At 44.2% G+C, this 15,787-nt stretch carries 14 protein-coding genes; 6 read left to right on the top strand and 8 right to left on the bottom strand.

Annotated features, from left to right (window positions below; all coding sequences use genetic code 11):
• Positions 1-11 precede the first annotated feature (11 nt).
• Both ACM0OZ_RS18980 and ACM0OZ_RS18975 read right to left on the bottom strand, forming a co-directional pair.
• Positions 12-887 carry a tetratricopeptide repeat protein gene (locus tag ACM0OZ_RS18980; protein ID WP_414584375.1) on the bottom strand — a complete coding sequence of 292 codons (876 nt, stop codon included), beginning with the start codon at positions 885-887 and terminating at the stop codon, positions 12-14.
• Between the two features lie 41 nt (positions 888-928).
• On the bottom strand, positions 929-2,428 hold the full coding sequence (locus ACM0OZ_RS18975; protein ID WP_414584374.1) for a CHAT domain-containing protein: 1,500 nt from the start codon (positions 2,426-2,428) through the stop codon (positions 929-931).
• Between the two features lie 256 nt (positions 2,429-2,684).
• On the opposite strand from ACM0OZ_RS18975, the gene ACM0OZ_RS18970 reads away from it, so the two are divergent.
• A complete protein-coding gene (locus ACM0OZ_RS18970) occupies positions 2,685-3,269 on the top strand; it encodes a Uma2 family endonuclease (protein WP_414584373.1) in 585 nt (194 codons plus the stop codon).
• A 467-nt stretch (positions 3,270-3,736) separates the two neighbouring features.
• On the opposite strand, the gene ACM0OZ_RS18965 is transcribed toward ACM0OZ_RS18970, so the two are convergent.
• Positions 3,737-5,704 carry a PP2C family protein-serine/threonine phosphatase gene (locus ACM0OZ_RS18965; protein WP_414584372.1) on the bottom strand — a complete coding sequence of 656 codons (1,968 nt, stop codon included), beginning with the start codon at positions 5,702-5,704 and terminating at the stop codon, positions 3,737-3,739.
• A gap of 234 nt (positions 5,705-5,938) precedes the next feature.
• On the opposite strand from ACM0OZ_RS18965, the gene ACM0OZ_RS18960 reads away from it, so the two are divergent.
• Together ACM0OZ_RS18960 and ACM0OZ_RS18955 are read left to right on the top strand one after the other, a co-directional pair.
• Complete coding sequence (locus ACM0OZ_RS18960) at positions 5,939-6,373, top strand: NfeD family protein (RefSeq protein ID WP_414584371.1); 435 nt, start codon at positions 5,939-5,941, stop codon at positions 6,371-6,373.
• Positions 6,374-6,403: 30 nt separating this feature from the next.
• A complete protein-coding gene (locus tag ACM0OZ_RS18955; protein WP_414584370.1) occupies positions 6,404-7,411 on the top strand; it encodes an SPFH domain-containing protein in 1,008 nt (335 codons plus the stop codon).
• 120 nt (positions 7,412-7,531) lie between these two features.
• Here ACM0OZ_RS18955 and ACM0OZ_RS18950 read toward each other — a convergent pair whose 3' ends face one another.
• Positions 7,532-7,930, bottom strand: coding sequence for a Fur family transcriptional regulator (locus tag ACM0OZ_RS18950; RefSeq protein ID WP_073635179.1), 399 nt, complete (start codon positions 7,928-7,930; stop codon positions 7,532-7,534).
• Positions 7,931-8,089: 159 nt separating this feature from the next.
• Here ACM0OZ_RS18950 and purS point away from each other — a divergent pair, with 159 nt between their 5' ends.
• The 3 genes from purS to ACM0OZ_RS18935 all read left to right on the top strand — a co-directional run bounded on the left by purS (position 8,090) and on the right by ACM0OZ_RS18935 (position 9,815).
• A complete protein-coding gene (purS, locus tag ACM0OZ_RS18945) occupies positions 8,090-8,368 on the top strand; it encodes a phosphoribosylformylglycinamidine synthase subunit PurS (RefSeq protein ID WP_414584369.1) in 279 nt (92 codons plus the stop codon).
• A 95-nt stretch (positions 8,369-8,463) separates the two neighbouring features.
• Positions 8,464-9,138, top strand: a complete 675-nt coding sequence (purQ, locus tag ACM0OZ_RS18940; protein ID WP_414584391.1) for a phosphoribosylformylglycinamidine synthase subunit PurQ — start codon at positions 8,464-8,466, stop codon at positions 9,136-9,138.
• Positions 9,139-9,569: 431 nt separating this feature from the next.
• Positions 9,570-9,815, top strand: a complete 246-nt coding sequence (locus tag ACM0OZ_RS18935) for a type II toxin-antitoxin system RelE family toxin (RefSeq protein WP_414584368.1) — start codon at positions 9,570-9,572, stop codon at positions 9,813-9,815.
• A 13-nt stretch (positions 9,816-9,828) separates the two neighbouring features.
• Here the strand turns inward: ACM0OZ_RS18935 and trpE are convergent, their stop codons facing one another.
• The 4 genes from trpE to ACM0OZ_RS18915 form a co-directional block, all read right to left on the bottom strand.
• On the bottom strand, positions 9,829-11,367 hold the full coding sequence (trpE, locus tag ACM0OZ_RS18930; RefSeq protein ID WP_414584367.1) for an anthranilate synthase component I: 1,539 nt from the start codon (positions 11,365-11,367) through the stop codon (positions 9,829-9,831).
• 184 nt (positions 11,368-11,551) lie between these two features.
• On the bottom strand, positions 11,552-11,974 hold the full coding sequence (locus ACM0OZ_RS18925; protein WP_414584366.1) for a photosystem I reaction center subunit II PsaD: 423 nt from the start codon (positions 11,972-11,974) through the stop codon (positions 11,552-11,554).
• Positions 11,975-12,149: 175 nt separating this feature from the next.
• Positions 12,150-14,192: a DICT sensory domain-containing protein gene (locus ACM0OZ_RS18920; protein ID WP_414584365.1), complete on the bottom strand. Its 2,043-nt coding sequence runs from the start codon at positions 14,190-14,192 to the stop codon at positions 12,150-12,152.
• Positions 14,193-14,269: 77 nt separating this feature from the next.
• Positions 14,270-14,443 (bottom strand): hypothetical protein, encoded by a 174-nt coding sequence (locus ACM0OZ_RS18915; RefSeq protein ID WP_414584364.1) that lies wholly within the window; start codon positions 14,441-14,443, stop codon positions 14,270-14,272.
• Positions 14,444-15,787: the final 1,344 nt, after the last annotated feature.

Below are 15,787 nucleotides of genomic sequence, written 5' to 3'. Positions count from 1 at the left end.
TCCCGACTTCTTTAAGAAGTCGGGAATCTATCCCGCGCCGCCCAAATCGCCTCACGCACCTCACCCGCACACTCCTCACCCGTCACCTTACGCCAAATGGCAAGAAACTGGCTTTCACCTAACTGCTGGAGCATACGAGCTAAAGCATTGATATAATAACCAATCAAATCTTGATTATGCTCTAGTTCAACGGCTAAAAGACGAATGTAAATTGGCAAAGCCTCAGCGTAATTTTCTTGAGCTTCTAAAACCCTTCCCCATTTAGCTAATGTTTGTGAAGCCCAATACCAATCGCGGAATTGTTCACAAATTCCAAAGGTTTTTTGATAATAGTTAATTGCTACATCAAATTCCCGTTGTTCCTCGGCTACTCTACCCAGTTGGTGATACACACGTGCAGCACTGTACAAATCTCCAGCATCTTCATAAATCTTCAAAGCTTTGAAGGAATATTGCCGCGCCTGCTCAAATTCTCGTTGTTGTTGGGCTACTATACCCAGATGGTGATAGTCACTTGCAGCGCTGTACAAATCCCCTGCGTCTTCTTTAATCTTCAAAGCTTTGAGGTAATATTGCCGCGCCTGCTCAAATTCCCGTTGTTCCTGAGCTACTATACCCAGTTGGTGATACTCACGCGCAGCAGTGTACAAATCCCCTGCGTCTTCATAAATCTTCAAAGCCTTGAGGTAATATTGCCGCGCCTGCTCAAATTTCCGTTGTTCTTGGGCTACCATACCCAGTTGGTGATAAGCAACAGCAATTTTGTAATTTATCGAAGAGTCATTTAAATCTGTGAGTTCATCAAGAATTTCTTGATAAATTACCCTCGCTTCTTCTAAGTTGGGAATTAGAAGCGCTTCATTAGCATCTGCAACCCGCAAATACATCCAGAAGTCAAAAGCGTCTTTACCCTTTGCCTTGGCTTCTGCTAGGTGGGAACCGAGGAAAACTTATCTCCCCAAACTTCCCTACCCACTTGGTTGACTACATAACTCAGCGTCGCCCCATGTTCAAAGGACACAAAAAATATCTTGCCAGCACGTCCCTGAGTTTCTTCTAACCACCGCGCAAACCCACAAGCTAACTCAGTTTTTCCCACGCCGCCCATGCCTTGCAACAATACTATATTGTTTTGGCGAAACCCCCGCTCTAACCGCAAAATATCGTAATCTCGCCCGATAAAACCGTAAGCACCTTCTTCTGGAAACCCATGTAGAGACGTTACATGTGATGTCTCTACAAGTAAATCGTCAATATCAGGAATATCTGTATTATTTTCCGGAATAAACGGCGTGTAAGGTTCCTGCTGATACAACACCGGAACCAACCAATCTCGTAACGGTTTATCGCCCTTGGGACTTGGACGCTGCGGCTGATTTAAAATTGCTTTGCGCCCAGCCGCTACGGCGTTAGAGAGACTCGCACCCCCTACCAACTCGCCATATAACCGCCCGATGAAATGTTTTGCCGCCACAGCATAGACAGAATAAGCCATTGCAACAACACCTTTCGCCCCCAAGGATACCAAGCGAGTAGCCACTGAAGAAAATTTTGCTTCTCCTTCTTGTGCTGATTTGCAAGCATTCAACACAAAAATCGGCACACCGCAATCTGCCAAATTCTGGGCAATTTGTGCCGCCGTGATAATTTGCGGTGAACCATCAAGAGCTTCAAATACTAACACTCCCTGTCCCAACCCACCCAAGGTATGCTGAAATCCTTGGCTATTGGGGTCAAAGTCGCCGTGTCCGTCAAAATGGACAATATGATAAAATCCTTTGTTTCTATTCAGTTCCCGCTCAAATTCCTCAAAGCTAGGGGGACGCAATACTTTTATATTGACTTTTTGGCGAATTTGTGAGATGGAATTTAGTAATGGACGAGCAATAGTTTTGAGAGCAATATCTTTTTCGCCGTAGGGACGGGCAATCACGAGTAAGATATTGAGTTTATCTTGGGGCAATGGTGGCATTTCCGCCCGTACAGCATATTCACTGAGACTGCGAGACATCCCAGCTAGAGTTGGGGCGAGAAATTGGCGATCGCTCGTTGAGTACAACAATTCCCAAGGTAAATTTAACACCGTGGGGTCATCGGACGTTATAACCAGTTCGCACTTATGCAACCCATCGTAGGTAGCTGCTTGAAAAAATTCCCGCGCCTTTTCACTACTGCGGAACACTAATTCAAATAACTGTTGTCCCCAATTCTGCAACTTTTGCTCTATCTTTGCGGCGTTGTCTGGCGCGAGTCCGTAGGGAAAGCGCAAATACTCTTCGAGATACCAGCGTAAATCGGTAAGCGCTTGCTGATGAAAAGGATGCTCAAATTCTACGACATCGGCAAACCGAGGCGCAGCCTGTCCCCGTTGCCAAGAAAGTTGAACGGTATCCCCTTGATGAGTAATCCGCAAGCAATTTTTCGCCATAGCTGCTGTGGAAGAGGTTGGTTTTATGCTAGCTAAAATTAAACATCACGTAGATCGTTGCTAATTCCGGATAGAATATTACTCATTTGTACACAGCTTTTGATTCTCAAAGTTACTAAATTTTGACGTTTAGGAGGGAGATGAGGTTGTTTGAATACCTTGTTGTTTAGGATAGAAGTTACAGTCTTTCCTTATTAAAGGTAAGCCGATGCTAGCAGAGCTAATTTAAGACTTAGAGCAGGAAACGCTGAAAAATATGGAGACAGAAGAGCGGTTTATTGCCAATGAGGTATCTTGGGAACAGTATGAAGCGCTACTGGTCAAGTTGTCAGATAATTTCTCCTATCGCGTCACCTATTTAGATGGAGTATTAGAAATCTTGTCCCCAAGTCCCCGTCACGAAGAAATAAAGAAAGGCATCGGGACTTTGTTGGAAGTTTATTTTCAGGAAACTGGCACTCAATATTTTCCGCTTGGTTCTAAAACTTTCCGTAGACAAGAACGACAGGGAGGGACAGAACCTGATGAAAGCTACTGTATTGGTTTGAAAAAAGACTTTCCTGACTTAGCTGTAGAAGTTGTTTTGACGAGTGGTGAGACGGATAAGTTAGCAGTCTACAAAAGGCTGGGTGTGACAGAGGTTTGGTTCTGGCAAAACTCTCAATTTTCTGTGTATCGCCTCCAGGGCGACAAATATGAACTTATCCAAGCCAGCGAATTACTCCCCAATTTAGATTTAGCACTGTTGACTGAATATGTACGGCAACCCAACCCGGTTTTAGCAGTCAAAGAGTTTCGCAAACAAATTGGCGGTTCTGATACTCAAAGCACAAGTTCCTAACACATCAGGATGGCAATGTAGAACTCTCGGATGCAACGTCTCTACACGTGTGGAATCTATGGCACATTCGTGCCACGCTGAGTCCCAAGGGGACACGCTGCGCGTATGCCTGCGGCACGCTTTGCGCTTACGCTATCATCAACAATCCTTAACTGAACCGTATTGGTCTTTAAGGGACTTGTAATTAAAAAAATCTTCAATTTGTAGTGACGCAAATAATGGTGGGTTACGGCGCACTTTAGTTATCATGTAAGACCTTAATTGTCGTACGCCTAACCCACCCTACATAACGCTTAAATTTGAAACCCTATTTTTAGGTTAGTCCGCGCAGGCGGACTTTGTTTGTGTGCCCGTAAACTCCGCACCTGTGCCTCAATTATTTTTTCTCCAGAGTCATAGAAGGATAATTATTTTTTGGTACTCCCTAATACTCAAAGCACGAGGTTTTAACACTTGGTGATGAGTCTTTACTTCTGAGGGAGGCACACTTGCTGCACTTTCTCGGGAAGTTGCCGACACGTCTGTTGAAATGTTTCCGGACTCAGTCGCCACCAAGCAACTAATCCTAAACTCGCACCGCCCACAAATGCCAACAATCCCCCAAGCAAAACCCACCACTTTCGCCGCCCTTGCCGTTTAGCAGGAGTTTGGATTTTGTCTAGTGCAGGTGGTTCTGAAACATCCAACTCCAGAAGGGCTTGAGAACTTGCTGCCAACTCATATTGTTGTTCTTGTTGTTCTTGTTGTTCTTGTTCTGCCTCTATTATTTCTACAGGTGCTAGGGCGGAAGTCATTGGCACTATAGGGTCTCGCGAGACACGAGAATAAGTCAGAACCACTGACGTATTGTCATGAGTATTTTTCTGATTTGCCAATTCAATCCACCCTCGGACAGCATCTTCCAAGGAAAGTTCACCTTGTAAAACAGGGATAGCGTAATCCCGCCAAGAATGTTCTACCCAGTCATTATCACTTAAACCATCAGAACATAGCAGTAATATACCGTCTTCTTCTAAAATAAATCGCTGAACCAAAGGACGCAGAAATTCGCCTTCTTTTGTCCCCAATGCTTGAGTTAGGGCAGTTGCATCTGGGCGTTGCAATGCTTTTCGATACAAACTACGACCATAGCGGACTTCCCGCCCCGCTACGTCATCATCTATTGTTAAAAGCTGGCAATAGTTGCGCGTCATCCAGTATGCACGGCTATCGCCCACACTTGCTAAATAAAGTTCATGTGCATTTAATGACTGAAACCCGAGGGCGGTTTGGATGCTTTGCGGTAATTGCACTGCCATCACGAGTGTTGTACCCATGCGTTGGGTACCTTCGCGTTTTTGCTCGTCATTGCAGTTGCAAATTACGTTGTTTACAATCCGCAAACTTGCCTCTAGTTGTTTTTGGATCAAGTCCGGCGGTAAAATGTCTGCTTGTTCTTTCACTTCTGTCAGTAAGGCACGGAGTTGCAACTTTAAGGACTGCACTGCTAGTAGACTTGCAACTTCGCCGCCTTCATGTCCACCAATGCCATCACAAACAATGGATACCCGTGGTAATAATGGATCATCGGGATCAGCAGTGTTAGTGGGGTAGCAAGTATCTTCATTTTGCGTTTGTTGTGGACCAGTTTCTGTTGCTCCTGCAACCTTTAGGGTTAATGGCAAATCTGCTGCAGATGATAGAAGTAATGCATTGAGTTGACTCGCAATAGACTCTAAATTTGCTTCCTCGCTACGCATCTGCTGGACTATGTTGTTCAACTCTTGTCCCACTGGTTTTTTTGCAGTCGCTACCCAAGGTTGCCAACACTCGCCCAACTGCTGTAGAGACGTTGCATGCTGTAGAGACGTTGCATGCTGTAGAGACGCGCCATCCGAGAGTTCTACATTAACAAGTTCCAACAGTCGCACGCACCAACCTTGGACTCGCAAATTATCTGCAATCAGCAAACTACCAGCCACACCCAACTCTGATAACGGTATCCACAGTTGGAGAATTTGCCACAACCAGTAAACTTGTCTTACGGCTTGTGCTTGCTCCCATGCATCTGTGATTGCTGGGTAGAGATTTCCCGTCTCATCTATCGGCACATTTTCTAGCAACAAAATATCATCGTGAACAATTCCATATGCCTGAGGAATGTGTAATCTGTGTTGGTATAGCCGCAGGTAAGACACAATTTCTCTTGGCAATTCTTCAGGTATATTTGGCAATAATCCTGGTTGAGTATCCAGCCAAATATTAGGGGTAATAACCTCATACCTATTTGCCACTTTTTCTCCAGGTTGGATTTCGGCTACTGAGGAACCAGTTGCCCAAAGGTAGCGGTAAACTAAGGGAGTTTGACAACTTGCACAAACACTATCCCCCACAGAATTCATGGGTTGAGTACAACTGGAATTTGTGCAATAAATTATCTGCTGTGTTGAAATCATGCAAGTGAGAATTTTTCGACAAATATAAGGGTTAATTCCAATTAAATTTGGCTGTCAAATACCTGAACGTTAGAATAGACTGGAATTGTATTCCTTTGATTAAACATACTGTTACTAAAAGTTATCAAAATTTACCTAAAAAAATAACTTTCGCTTTCTGGAAACAGTCAATGCATGAGTGTATCTAATCATATAAATGCCTTGACGACTGAATGTATTGTCTAGGATGGCGTTATGCCAAGTACTACTTTAATCTGGCTGTTAGCGGGATCAGGTCTATGTTTGATTGAACTGTTCCTGCCAACAGCTTTTGTTGCCTTCTTAATGGGAATTAGCGCTATTGTGGTGGCGTTTCTGTCTCAAGCGGTTTTGGGCAAGTTATGGCTGCAAGTTGTGGTTTGGCTATTGCTTTCCACAGCCCTAGTCCTACTTTCCCGTCGGTTTGTGAGATTGCCACACCGCAAGTCGAAAATTCAGGATGCAATTATAGCTGAAACTTTAACAGAGATTCCAGCCGGGAAAACAGGACGAGTGCTGTACGAGGGGAATTCTTGGCGGGCGCTTTGTGACGATGAAAAACTTAGCATACCACCCAATCAAAGAGTTTACGTCACAAGACGCGAAGGCACCACCCTAATTGTGATGCCAGAAAATCTGTTGCGCTCGTAATTGCTTAATTAAAAAATTGGAAAATTTATTATGGAACAGTTCTTTTTACTTGTTTTATTAGCTTTAGGCGGTTCTGCCATAGCAGGCTCTGTCAAAGTTGTGAATCAGGGTAATGAAGCTTTGGTGGAACGCTTGGGAAGCTATAACAAAAAGTTAGAACCAGGGCTTAACTTTATTGTTCCTGTTGTAGATAGAGTCGTCTTCCGGGAGACGATTCGGGAAAAAGTCATAGATATTCCTCCACAACAGAGTATTACCCGCGATAATGTCTCAATTACCGTTGATGCTGTGGTTTATTGGCGCATTGTCGATATGGAGAAAGCTTACTACAAAGTGGAAAATCTCCGGACGGCAATGGAGAATTTGGTGCTGACTCAAATTCGTGCGGAAATGGGCAAACTGGAACTGGATGAAACTTTTACCGCCCGTTCTCAAATTAATGAAATTTTACTGCACGAATTGGACGTTGCTACCGACCCTTGGGGCGTCAAAGTCACACGGGTGGAACTGCGGGATATTATTCCCTCACAAGCAGTTAGGGAGTCGATGGAATTGCAAATGTCAGCGGAACGGCGCAAACGGGCGGCGATTTTGACTTCTGAGGGCGAACGAGAAGCAGCTGTTAATAGCGCCAGAGGTAAAGCTGATGCTCAAGTTCTGGATGCAGAAGCCCGTCAAAAAGCGGTCATTTTGCAAGCAGAAGCTGAACAAAAAGCGATCGTTCTCAAAGCACAAGCCGAACGCCAGCAGCAGGTTCTTAAAGCACAAGCTGTTGCTGAGTCTGCGGACATTATTGCCCAAAAAATCAAAACAAACCCCGATGGTCACAAAGCGCTGGAAGTTCTGCTTGCTTTGGGCTACCTGGATATGGGCGCGACTATTGGCAAAAGCGATAGCAGTAAGGTCATGTTTATGGACCCGCGCACGATTCCTGCTACTTTGGAGGGTATACGCTCGATTGTATCAGATGGTCAGACTGACTCAAACCCCTTGTTTACTAAGGAAATACCCCCAGTGAATAACAATCACGCTAGCTAGGAGGGAGAAGTAGGGGGAGGTGGGGAAGACAAGGGAGATAAGGGAGTAACATCCCCCCTCATCCCCCTCATCCCCCTCATCTTCCTCATCTTCCTCATCCCCCTCATCCCCCTCATCTTCCTACTCCCCAGCAGCTTGAGCTAGCTGGCATTGGCTGCACAAACCGAAAAACTCTAGAGTGTGATAAAAAATCTTAAACTTATGTGTAGATTGTAACTGAACTTCTAGGTCATGGACAGGGCATTGATTAATCGGAATAGAAGCACCGCATTGCAGACAGGTCAAGTGGTGCTTGTCTTGCTGCGCTAAGCTATAAAGGGCTTCACCGTTAGCCAATGTCCGCACTTGCACCATGCCTTCAAGTTTTAAGGCTTCCAATGAGCGGTATACTGTTGCTAAACCCATGTTTTGGTTACGGTTACGTAATTCTACGTAAATATCTTGGGCAGAAATGCCTTGTTTGACGGTTTTAAGCAGTGTTAGAATACGCTCTTGACTGCGGGTGCGTATGGCTCTCATAGACAATAGTAAAAAAACAATAGTAAAAAAACGCCAATTTATAGTTGAAAATGTTCTTTTGGCAGACTTCTAGCTTAACTCTAATGACTTGTTATCTGATTGTCGCCTAGTTGGGACAGAAAGATATAGTATGAGCGTAGCAGTATTCAGCTTAAGCCAGTGCAAAGGAAGTATCTAGCCAAAATTTTTGTAACTCTCCGTCCTTCAGTTCTCGATCCTGCTGGTGTAGCAGTCCAATCTGGGCTGAAGCAATTGGGATACGATAATGTTGAGCAGGTGCGGATCGGCAAGTACATTGAATTAACTCTCATCTCAACCGATGAAGGTACAGCCCGTCAGAACCTAGATCGGATGTGTGACCAAATGCTTGCAAATCCAGTCATAGAAAATTATCACTTTGATTTGACCGAGGTTGAGTCACAGACGGGAGTGTATTAAAGCACCAAAGCAAGAGTCATTGGTCTTTTGTCCCTAGTTTAAAATGCTATGACTAATGACTAATGACTAATAACTAATGACTAATGACTAATAACATGAAATTTGGGGTTGTTGTTTTTCCGGGTTCTAATTGCGATCGCGATGTTGCTTACGTGACAAGAGACTTGTTAAAGCAACCGACTCGCATGGTTTGGCATCAAGAAACTGATATTTCTGATTTGGATATCATTATTATACCAGGTGGTTTTAGCTACGGCGATTATTTGCGCTGTGGTGCGATCGCACGGTTTTCACCTGTTATGCAGCAAGTAGTAGCACACTCTCAAAAGGGCAAACCTGTCCTGGGTATTTGCAACGGTTTCCAGGTATTAACTGAGGCAGGGTTGTTACCAGGAGCGTTGGTAAAAAATCGGGATTTGCATTTTATTTGCGATCGCGTTCCTGTTAAAGTTGAGCGCACAGATCTTCCTTGGACGCAAGGTTATCAAGAAGGGGAAATTATCACTTTGCCTATTGCTCACGGAGAAGGGCAATTTTACGCTGATACAGCTACGTTATCAGAACTTGAAGATAACAATCAAGTGTTGTTTCGCTACGAGGGAGATAACGTTAACGGCTCAGTGAATAACATTGCCGGGATTTGCAATTCTACGGGCAATGTGTTAGGAATGATGCCCCATCCGGAGAGGGCTTCTGACCCGATGTTGGGCGGTAACGATGGGTTGAAGTTGTTCCAGGGGTTGTTGGAGAAAGTGGCGGCGTTGGTGTAGTTTATAAGTTGCAATAATTTCGCGCAAAGGCGCAAAGACGCAAAGAAACCAAGTTTTTTTTGCGTCTTTAAGATTTCAAGAAAAGGGGCGATCGCCCTTGCTCAAACGATTGAAATGCAAGAAAAAATCAATCACTGTCTTCAACTATGATTTCTCCCCCACTCCTACTTTCCACAGGAAAAAACTTCCCCATACTAAAGAAGTATAAGTAAGTTTAGCAAAGTTTGGAGCTATTTAATTTTGCTCTCTTAAAGAGTTATCTCTGGAGCGTCTGCAAGTCGTTGCTGACTTTGTAGCTTACCTAGCAGATAAGGAGAGTGAGGAAGCAACTGAGGAACTCCTGAAAATTCCTGGTCTTTTAGAAAAGATTAAGAAGAATCGAGAAACAACCTCCAAGGCTCGCTTAGTTAATTGGAGAGCGATCCGCTCTGATGTATGAAGTTATCTTGTATCCTGATGCTCAGGAATTCTATGCTACAGCAGACAAGGCGCTTGCCAAAAAGATTGCTAGATGCTTAGAGCAACTAGAGCAAAATCCTCGCCTGCACCCAAATATTAAACCTTTAAAGGGAAATTATTCTGGTTACTACCGCTATCGAGTTGGCGACTATCGAGTCATCTACTCGATAGATGATGAAGCGGGTGCAGGTGTTAGTAGATACAATTGCTCACCGTAGCCAAGTTTACAACTCATGAGCGCAAACAGCGAATCGCCTCCAGCAGCCCTCTCGCCTTATTTAAGGTTTCTTCATATTCTTTATCGGGATCAGAATCAGCAACCAAACCAGCGCCTGCTTGCACACTCACAGTATTATTTCGGAGAACCATTGTACGAATTGCTATAGCCGTATTCAATTGTCCTTCAAAATCGTAGTGTCCGTAAACACCAGAATACACGCCACGACGACTAGGTTCTAACTCGTGAATGATTTGCATCGCGCGAATCTTGGGTGCGCCGCTTACGGTTCCTGCTGGGAAGCAAGCTTTGAGTAAATCCCATGCCGTTTTCCCAGGTGCTAGTTTACCTAGAACATTACTGACAATATGCATCACATGAGAGTAGCGCTCAATCACCATCAATTCATCAACTCTCACCGTACCACTTTGGCAAACGCGCCCTAAATCATTTCGTCCCAAATCAACAAGCATCACATGCTCAGCAATTTCCTTGGGATCTTTGAGCAAATCGTCTGCGAATGCTGCATCTTCTTGAGGGGTTTTCCCTCGTGGGCGTGTCCCAGCGATAGGACGTACAGTTGCTATCACCTGTGCTTGTGAATCTAGTTCTGCTTTTACCATCACTTCTGGACTGGAACCGATAATTTGCCAATCTTGAAAGTGAAAGTAAGCCATGTAAGGCGAAGGATTAATCTGGCGCAAAGAACGGTAAAGAGCGAAGGAGTCGCCAGTGTATTCTGTTGTGAGTCGCTGGGAAATAACAACTTGAAAAATATCTCCAGCTTTGATATATTCTTTTGCCTTCTGGACATTGGCACAAAATTCAGCGCGGGTGAAGTTACTTTTGTACTCTTGTGCTTCCCCTGCTTCTCCTGCTCTCTTAGTCCCTGGTGGTGTCCACTCCATTATGGTCTTTTGGGGTGACACAGGGAGAGAGAGCTTGCTCACCATTTGGGTAACGCGATCGCACGCTTGTTGATACGCTCTTTGTAAAGACGCGCCATCCGAGAGTTCTACATCACGCAAATCAGCGTAGGCTATTGCCCAAATTTTCCGCTTCACCTGGTCAAAAATCAACAGATGGTCTACCTGCATCCACAACCCATCTGGGATATTTCTTTCATCAGTTTGATAAACTGGGACGCGTGGTTCTATCCAGCGAATCAATTCATAGCCCCAGAAACCAAATAAACCCCCAATCCCTGGCGGTAACTGGGGTAATTTGACGGGTTGATATGGTTCCAAACAATTGGCTAAAGCTGTAAACGGATCGCCTTCAAAGACAAGCTGCGAACCGTCGCGATGTGTTTGAGTGGTGTATTCGCCTCTTGCTTCTAAAACCCACACCGGATCACAACCCACAAAGCTATACCGTCCCAGTTTTTCCCCACCTTCTACCGATTCCAACAAAAAGCTGTATGGTTGTCCTGCGCATACTTTATACCAAGCCGATACTGGTGTATCCAGGTCGGCTACCCATTCTTGATACACGGGCACAAAGTTGCCTTGCAATGCTTGCTGGGAAAACTGGTCAAAATCGGGGAATATCATAAAAGGAGTCAGAATCCAGAACGCAGAACTCAGAATACTTTACGCCACTTACGGGATGAAGTTTGAGTAAGGAAGAAATTTTTCACTCATCACTCATCAGTCATCAGTCATCAGTTATCAGTCATCAGCTGTTAGGTATTACCTAATTGCTAATACCTAACAGCTAACGGCTGACCTCTATTTACTAAGAGTCGAAAGTAGACTTACCGCTGAACTTGACTGCCGCTGGGCTCGGGTTTTTACCGATATTGCGGTCTACATAGCGCACTTTCTCACGACCTGGGTTGACTTTTTCTGGGAAGACACCATCAGCCGGATGTATGTATTGAATTTCTCCGTTCGGATAAATTCGGTAAACTTTGTAGTTTGTGATTTTCAATTTCCGCAATACCTGACCGCCCAGATAGACGCCGTATTCCTTACGAGCCAAATACAGGAGGTTTTCACCTTGGCGCATAATGGCGGTACCGCCTGTAGGCAGTTCAAAAGGCTGCTCCTTGGGGCTAGTCCAAGTGATAGCGTACTTTTCTTCCACTTCTGCTTTTTTCAGCAAGCCACCAGTGCTGCCACCAAATATAGGGGTCTGTCCAGAGAGTGTTTCTGCCATAAAGTTTTCTCTCAACGTTTTTACGGCATCCTATCACCGCAACTAGGGTCATGTTGCGATCGCGTCATAGTCTGTAACAGTTGTTAGTCAATCGTCGATAATCCATAGTCAAAAATCTAGATTCCACAGGTTTTTGACTATGAACTCATAACTGTTGCTAAACCGCTAAATTTCTTTATAGAGTTTTCTCTTGTGTCCCCTGTCCCTTGCTCCCTTTCCTTGGACGTGATAACTTTTGCTCTTGCCTCGCCTCAACTATAGGTATGGTAAAGTGAAACTGACTACCTTGGTTTTTGCCGTTTGATTTTGCCCAAATCTCTCCACCCCAACCATGGACAATTTGACGGCTAATTGCTAAGCCAAGACCTGTGCCACCAGTGGTGCGGCGCAACGCTCCTTCTTCTTGATAGAAGCGGTCAAAAACGATTTCTAGAAGATGTGGTTCAATACCGCGTCCGGTATCAGCTACGGTGACTTCAACCATCTTCTTGCGATTGCGTTCAGCCTTAATGGTGATTTCTCCGTTTGATGGTGTAAATTTGCAAGCGTTGTCTACCAGTTTTGCCAGGACTTCCACCAGCCAATCTCCATCTGCTTTAACCAAAGGCAGGTTTTTTGCAATCTGAGTTGTAATTTTAGGCAGCTTTTCGGAGGCAAACCGAGTGCGAATCCGACTGAGCGACAGTTCCACACATTCTTGTAAGCTGAGCGATTCTGGATGCCATTCTACCCGACCGCTTTCGAGATTAGAAAGCGTCAGGAAATCTTGTATGAGTTTGCGCATCCGTTCTGAGTCAGTAAGAGCAGTGTCTAGCATGACCTGTCGTAACTCAGGAGACATATCCGGTTCGCTGGCTAGACTTTCCAAGCACACCTGAATGGTAGATAGGGGGGTACGGAGTTCGTGTCCAGTGATGGCTATCAAGTTGCTGCGGGTGCGGTCAAGAGCTTCCAACTGCTTGTTCAAAACTTCTAGGTTAGCATAAGCCTCCGCTTGGATCAGGGCGACTCCCACTTGGGTGGCGATCGCTTCTACCAAATCAAAGTCCCCAGCTTGCCAATCGTGTAAAGTTTCGTTGCAGTAGTGCAGTTCAACGATACCCAACAACCGCCCTTGGTAGAACACTGGTTCCATCAGCCAAGAACGAATGCCATACTTTTTCACGAGTTCCCAAAGTTCTCTAGAAGAGGTAATGCGAGCATCAGTCTGAGTATCAGTTACACAAACCCCTTCGCTTTGTAGTACCACATCCCGAAATAGGAGATTGTTCTCCAACAGCCAGGTTTGTCCTAGAAGAGATGGTACACCAGATTTCAAAAACTCATGTTCAATAACGGCTTTGGCATCCGTGCCTTGAGCGCGATAGATTAAACAGCGACACGCCCCTAAGTTTTGTCCCAGTTCTTGGGTTGCGACTTGGAGAATTTCATGGGGATCGAGCGATCGCCTAATAGCGTTACTAATCGTATTGACCAAGCGTTCTTTACGTGCTTGAGCCGCTATGGAACGATATGCCTTGTGCAATTTATACTGACTTGCTTGCAAATAAGTCACCAAGCGCTGCACAAACGGATCAGTATCTATGTCGCAAGCATATTCGTTGAGCTGTACTACTCCTGTTTCGCTCTGCCGCTCGTCTATCCTAAACCTGTGGCGTGCCTGATCAACTTTATCTACCAGTTCTGGTCTGTAAACCAAAATCCTGTCCAATAGCAATTCAGCGGCTTTCAGGCTTACCCCCCGTTCTGCTGTCCAAATTCCTTCAAACCTTCGCGCCGTGTCCATATCCAAACTCGGGCTGAACTCCCGCAGTTGCTCATTTTTAGCAAGAGAACCCATGCTTTCCCGGCAAACCAAGCAAGTGGCATAGTTTTGGGCAACCACCACCAAATGCCACTCTTGACTTAAGCCATCATCGGGTTCAAAGGCTATCTTTTCGTAGTATTCCGAACTGTTGGTAAAATCCGTTTCGGGGGCTGATAATACGTATATTTGATTACTACGCTGGGCAAGCCGCTGATAGCGATGAGCTTCTTGACGGTAGAATCGCTCTCTTTGGAAGCTAGCAATGACCAGAGGCTGCTCCAAAGTAGCCGCCAACACCTGGTCTTCCATCGCGTGGGAGAGCGCCGTTAGTGAAGCCTTGAAATATATTTGAGGTCTCAGGTTGGGTAGAGCCTGTAGCAGTTCACTCAGCACGGAAGTCGAAATGCTCATCAATTTCTTTAAGGAGCCACAATCTGGACAATATCGATGTCACAGCTGCATTGTACAAATTACAACGGACTCTTAAGTTAACGAGATAGTTGCAATATGTAAAGAATGGTGAAAGACACGTTGACACCCTTGGCAGGCGCAGCACGTTGCTTGAGATGCAGCAACATTCTGTCTAGGGTTTCCCGCCAGCTAACCGACGGCAGCTTTAGAGCTATAGTAAGTATCCTACAGAAGTAGACTGGCGTCATCATAGCTTGTTAAATCTTCAGTCCTGCGTTTTGAGTATATCCCCACGGATCATTCTCATGGTTGGTCATCCGCACAGGCACCCTATAGTATAGTATTTTTGAGCTATTTACTATAATGGCGAGGTTTCAAACAATAGACCGATTAAAAAATGGGGAATTGGCAAAACGTACATTTTCATGCTTAATATGGTTTGTAGTTTCTAGAAAGTATGGACTAGATATAGATACAGCGCATTGTTCGTGCATGAAGTACAACGCGCTTTGTCTAAAAGCCGAGACACTAAGCCCTTTTTACTTCTGAGTTCTCATAAATACACGTAGGGTGGGCAATGCTCAGCAAAACCCAGATATAACCCAGATATAGTGGGCATTGCCCACCCGAAAAATACTTAATTTTTTTCAACAATCAAACCGGATTGCTATAGTCAAGTTTTTTATTTTGTCAGCTTTGCATTGAACATAAGCTAAACGAGAAGTTTTTTGATTTAGGAAAAAAAGCCTCTTTTCTCCACTCATAAATTTAGGGTCTTTCCACCATTTTCCTTTTTGCTGAAGCCGTTTAAAGAATTGAACACAAACTACTACACCCTCAGGACTCACAACTCAGGACTATTATGTCTAACAAAAATGCCTAATGACCAAAGTCGCCGTATAAGAACCTGAATACGCAGAATTTATAAGTATTGTGGAGGTAAAAATCTACTTCCAAAAATGACCTGCACAAGCACATTCTCTTGTTTACATTCTTTTTAGGATATCATCAAAGGCTGCATTGTCAATCACTGTCGAAATTTCCACTATGATTTGACTTTGCCAAGAATTTGATTTTCATGCATAGCTAACTCAAGTATTTATGTTATTTGAAGACGCAACCGCTATCATCGTACTTTTTTATAAACTATTGTTAAAAAGTATAACTATTTACAAATCTTCAGACTTTTGACTTTTTAAGTATGGATAAGGAAGTACAGAAGTGCTTGTAGTAACTGTTGAAAAAGTGTATTGCGGAATATAGCGATCTCATGTAATATTATTTTATCAATAATTTTCAAAATTCTTAAAACCATGTGATCAATCTGAAAATTTACTTGGTGCTAAAAGCAGTGAAGTCTGCAATAGCAGCCGAGTAAAATCACTAAGTCATAGACAATAGACAAAGCAAGCTTTGATGGGGAGATGATCCCATCCATAAATTTTTTAACAAAAAAGTAGAAGAAATCATTCCTTAATGCCTTAATCCAAAAAAGATGGAGTGTATTAAAGTGACACCATTAAGGCTTGCAACAACAGTAAACACAAAGCATTGCATATTTTCCCAATTTTGTTACAGCAGTTTTCACTTAATTT

The sequence above is a fragment of the Scytonema sp. PCC 10023 genome, assembly GCF_963920835.1.
In the GTDB taxonomy this organism is placed as follows: Bacteria; Cyanobacteriota; Cyanobacteriia; order Cyanobacteriales; family Nostocaceae; genus Kalymmatonema.
The sequence above is the reverse complement of the archived record's forward strand: the minus strand, read 5'-3'. Positions and strand labels throughout refer to the sequence as shown.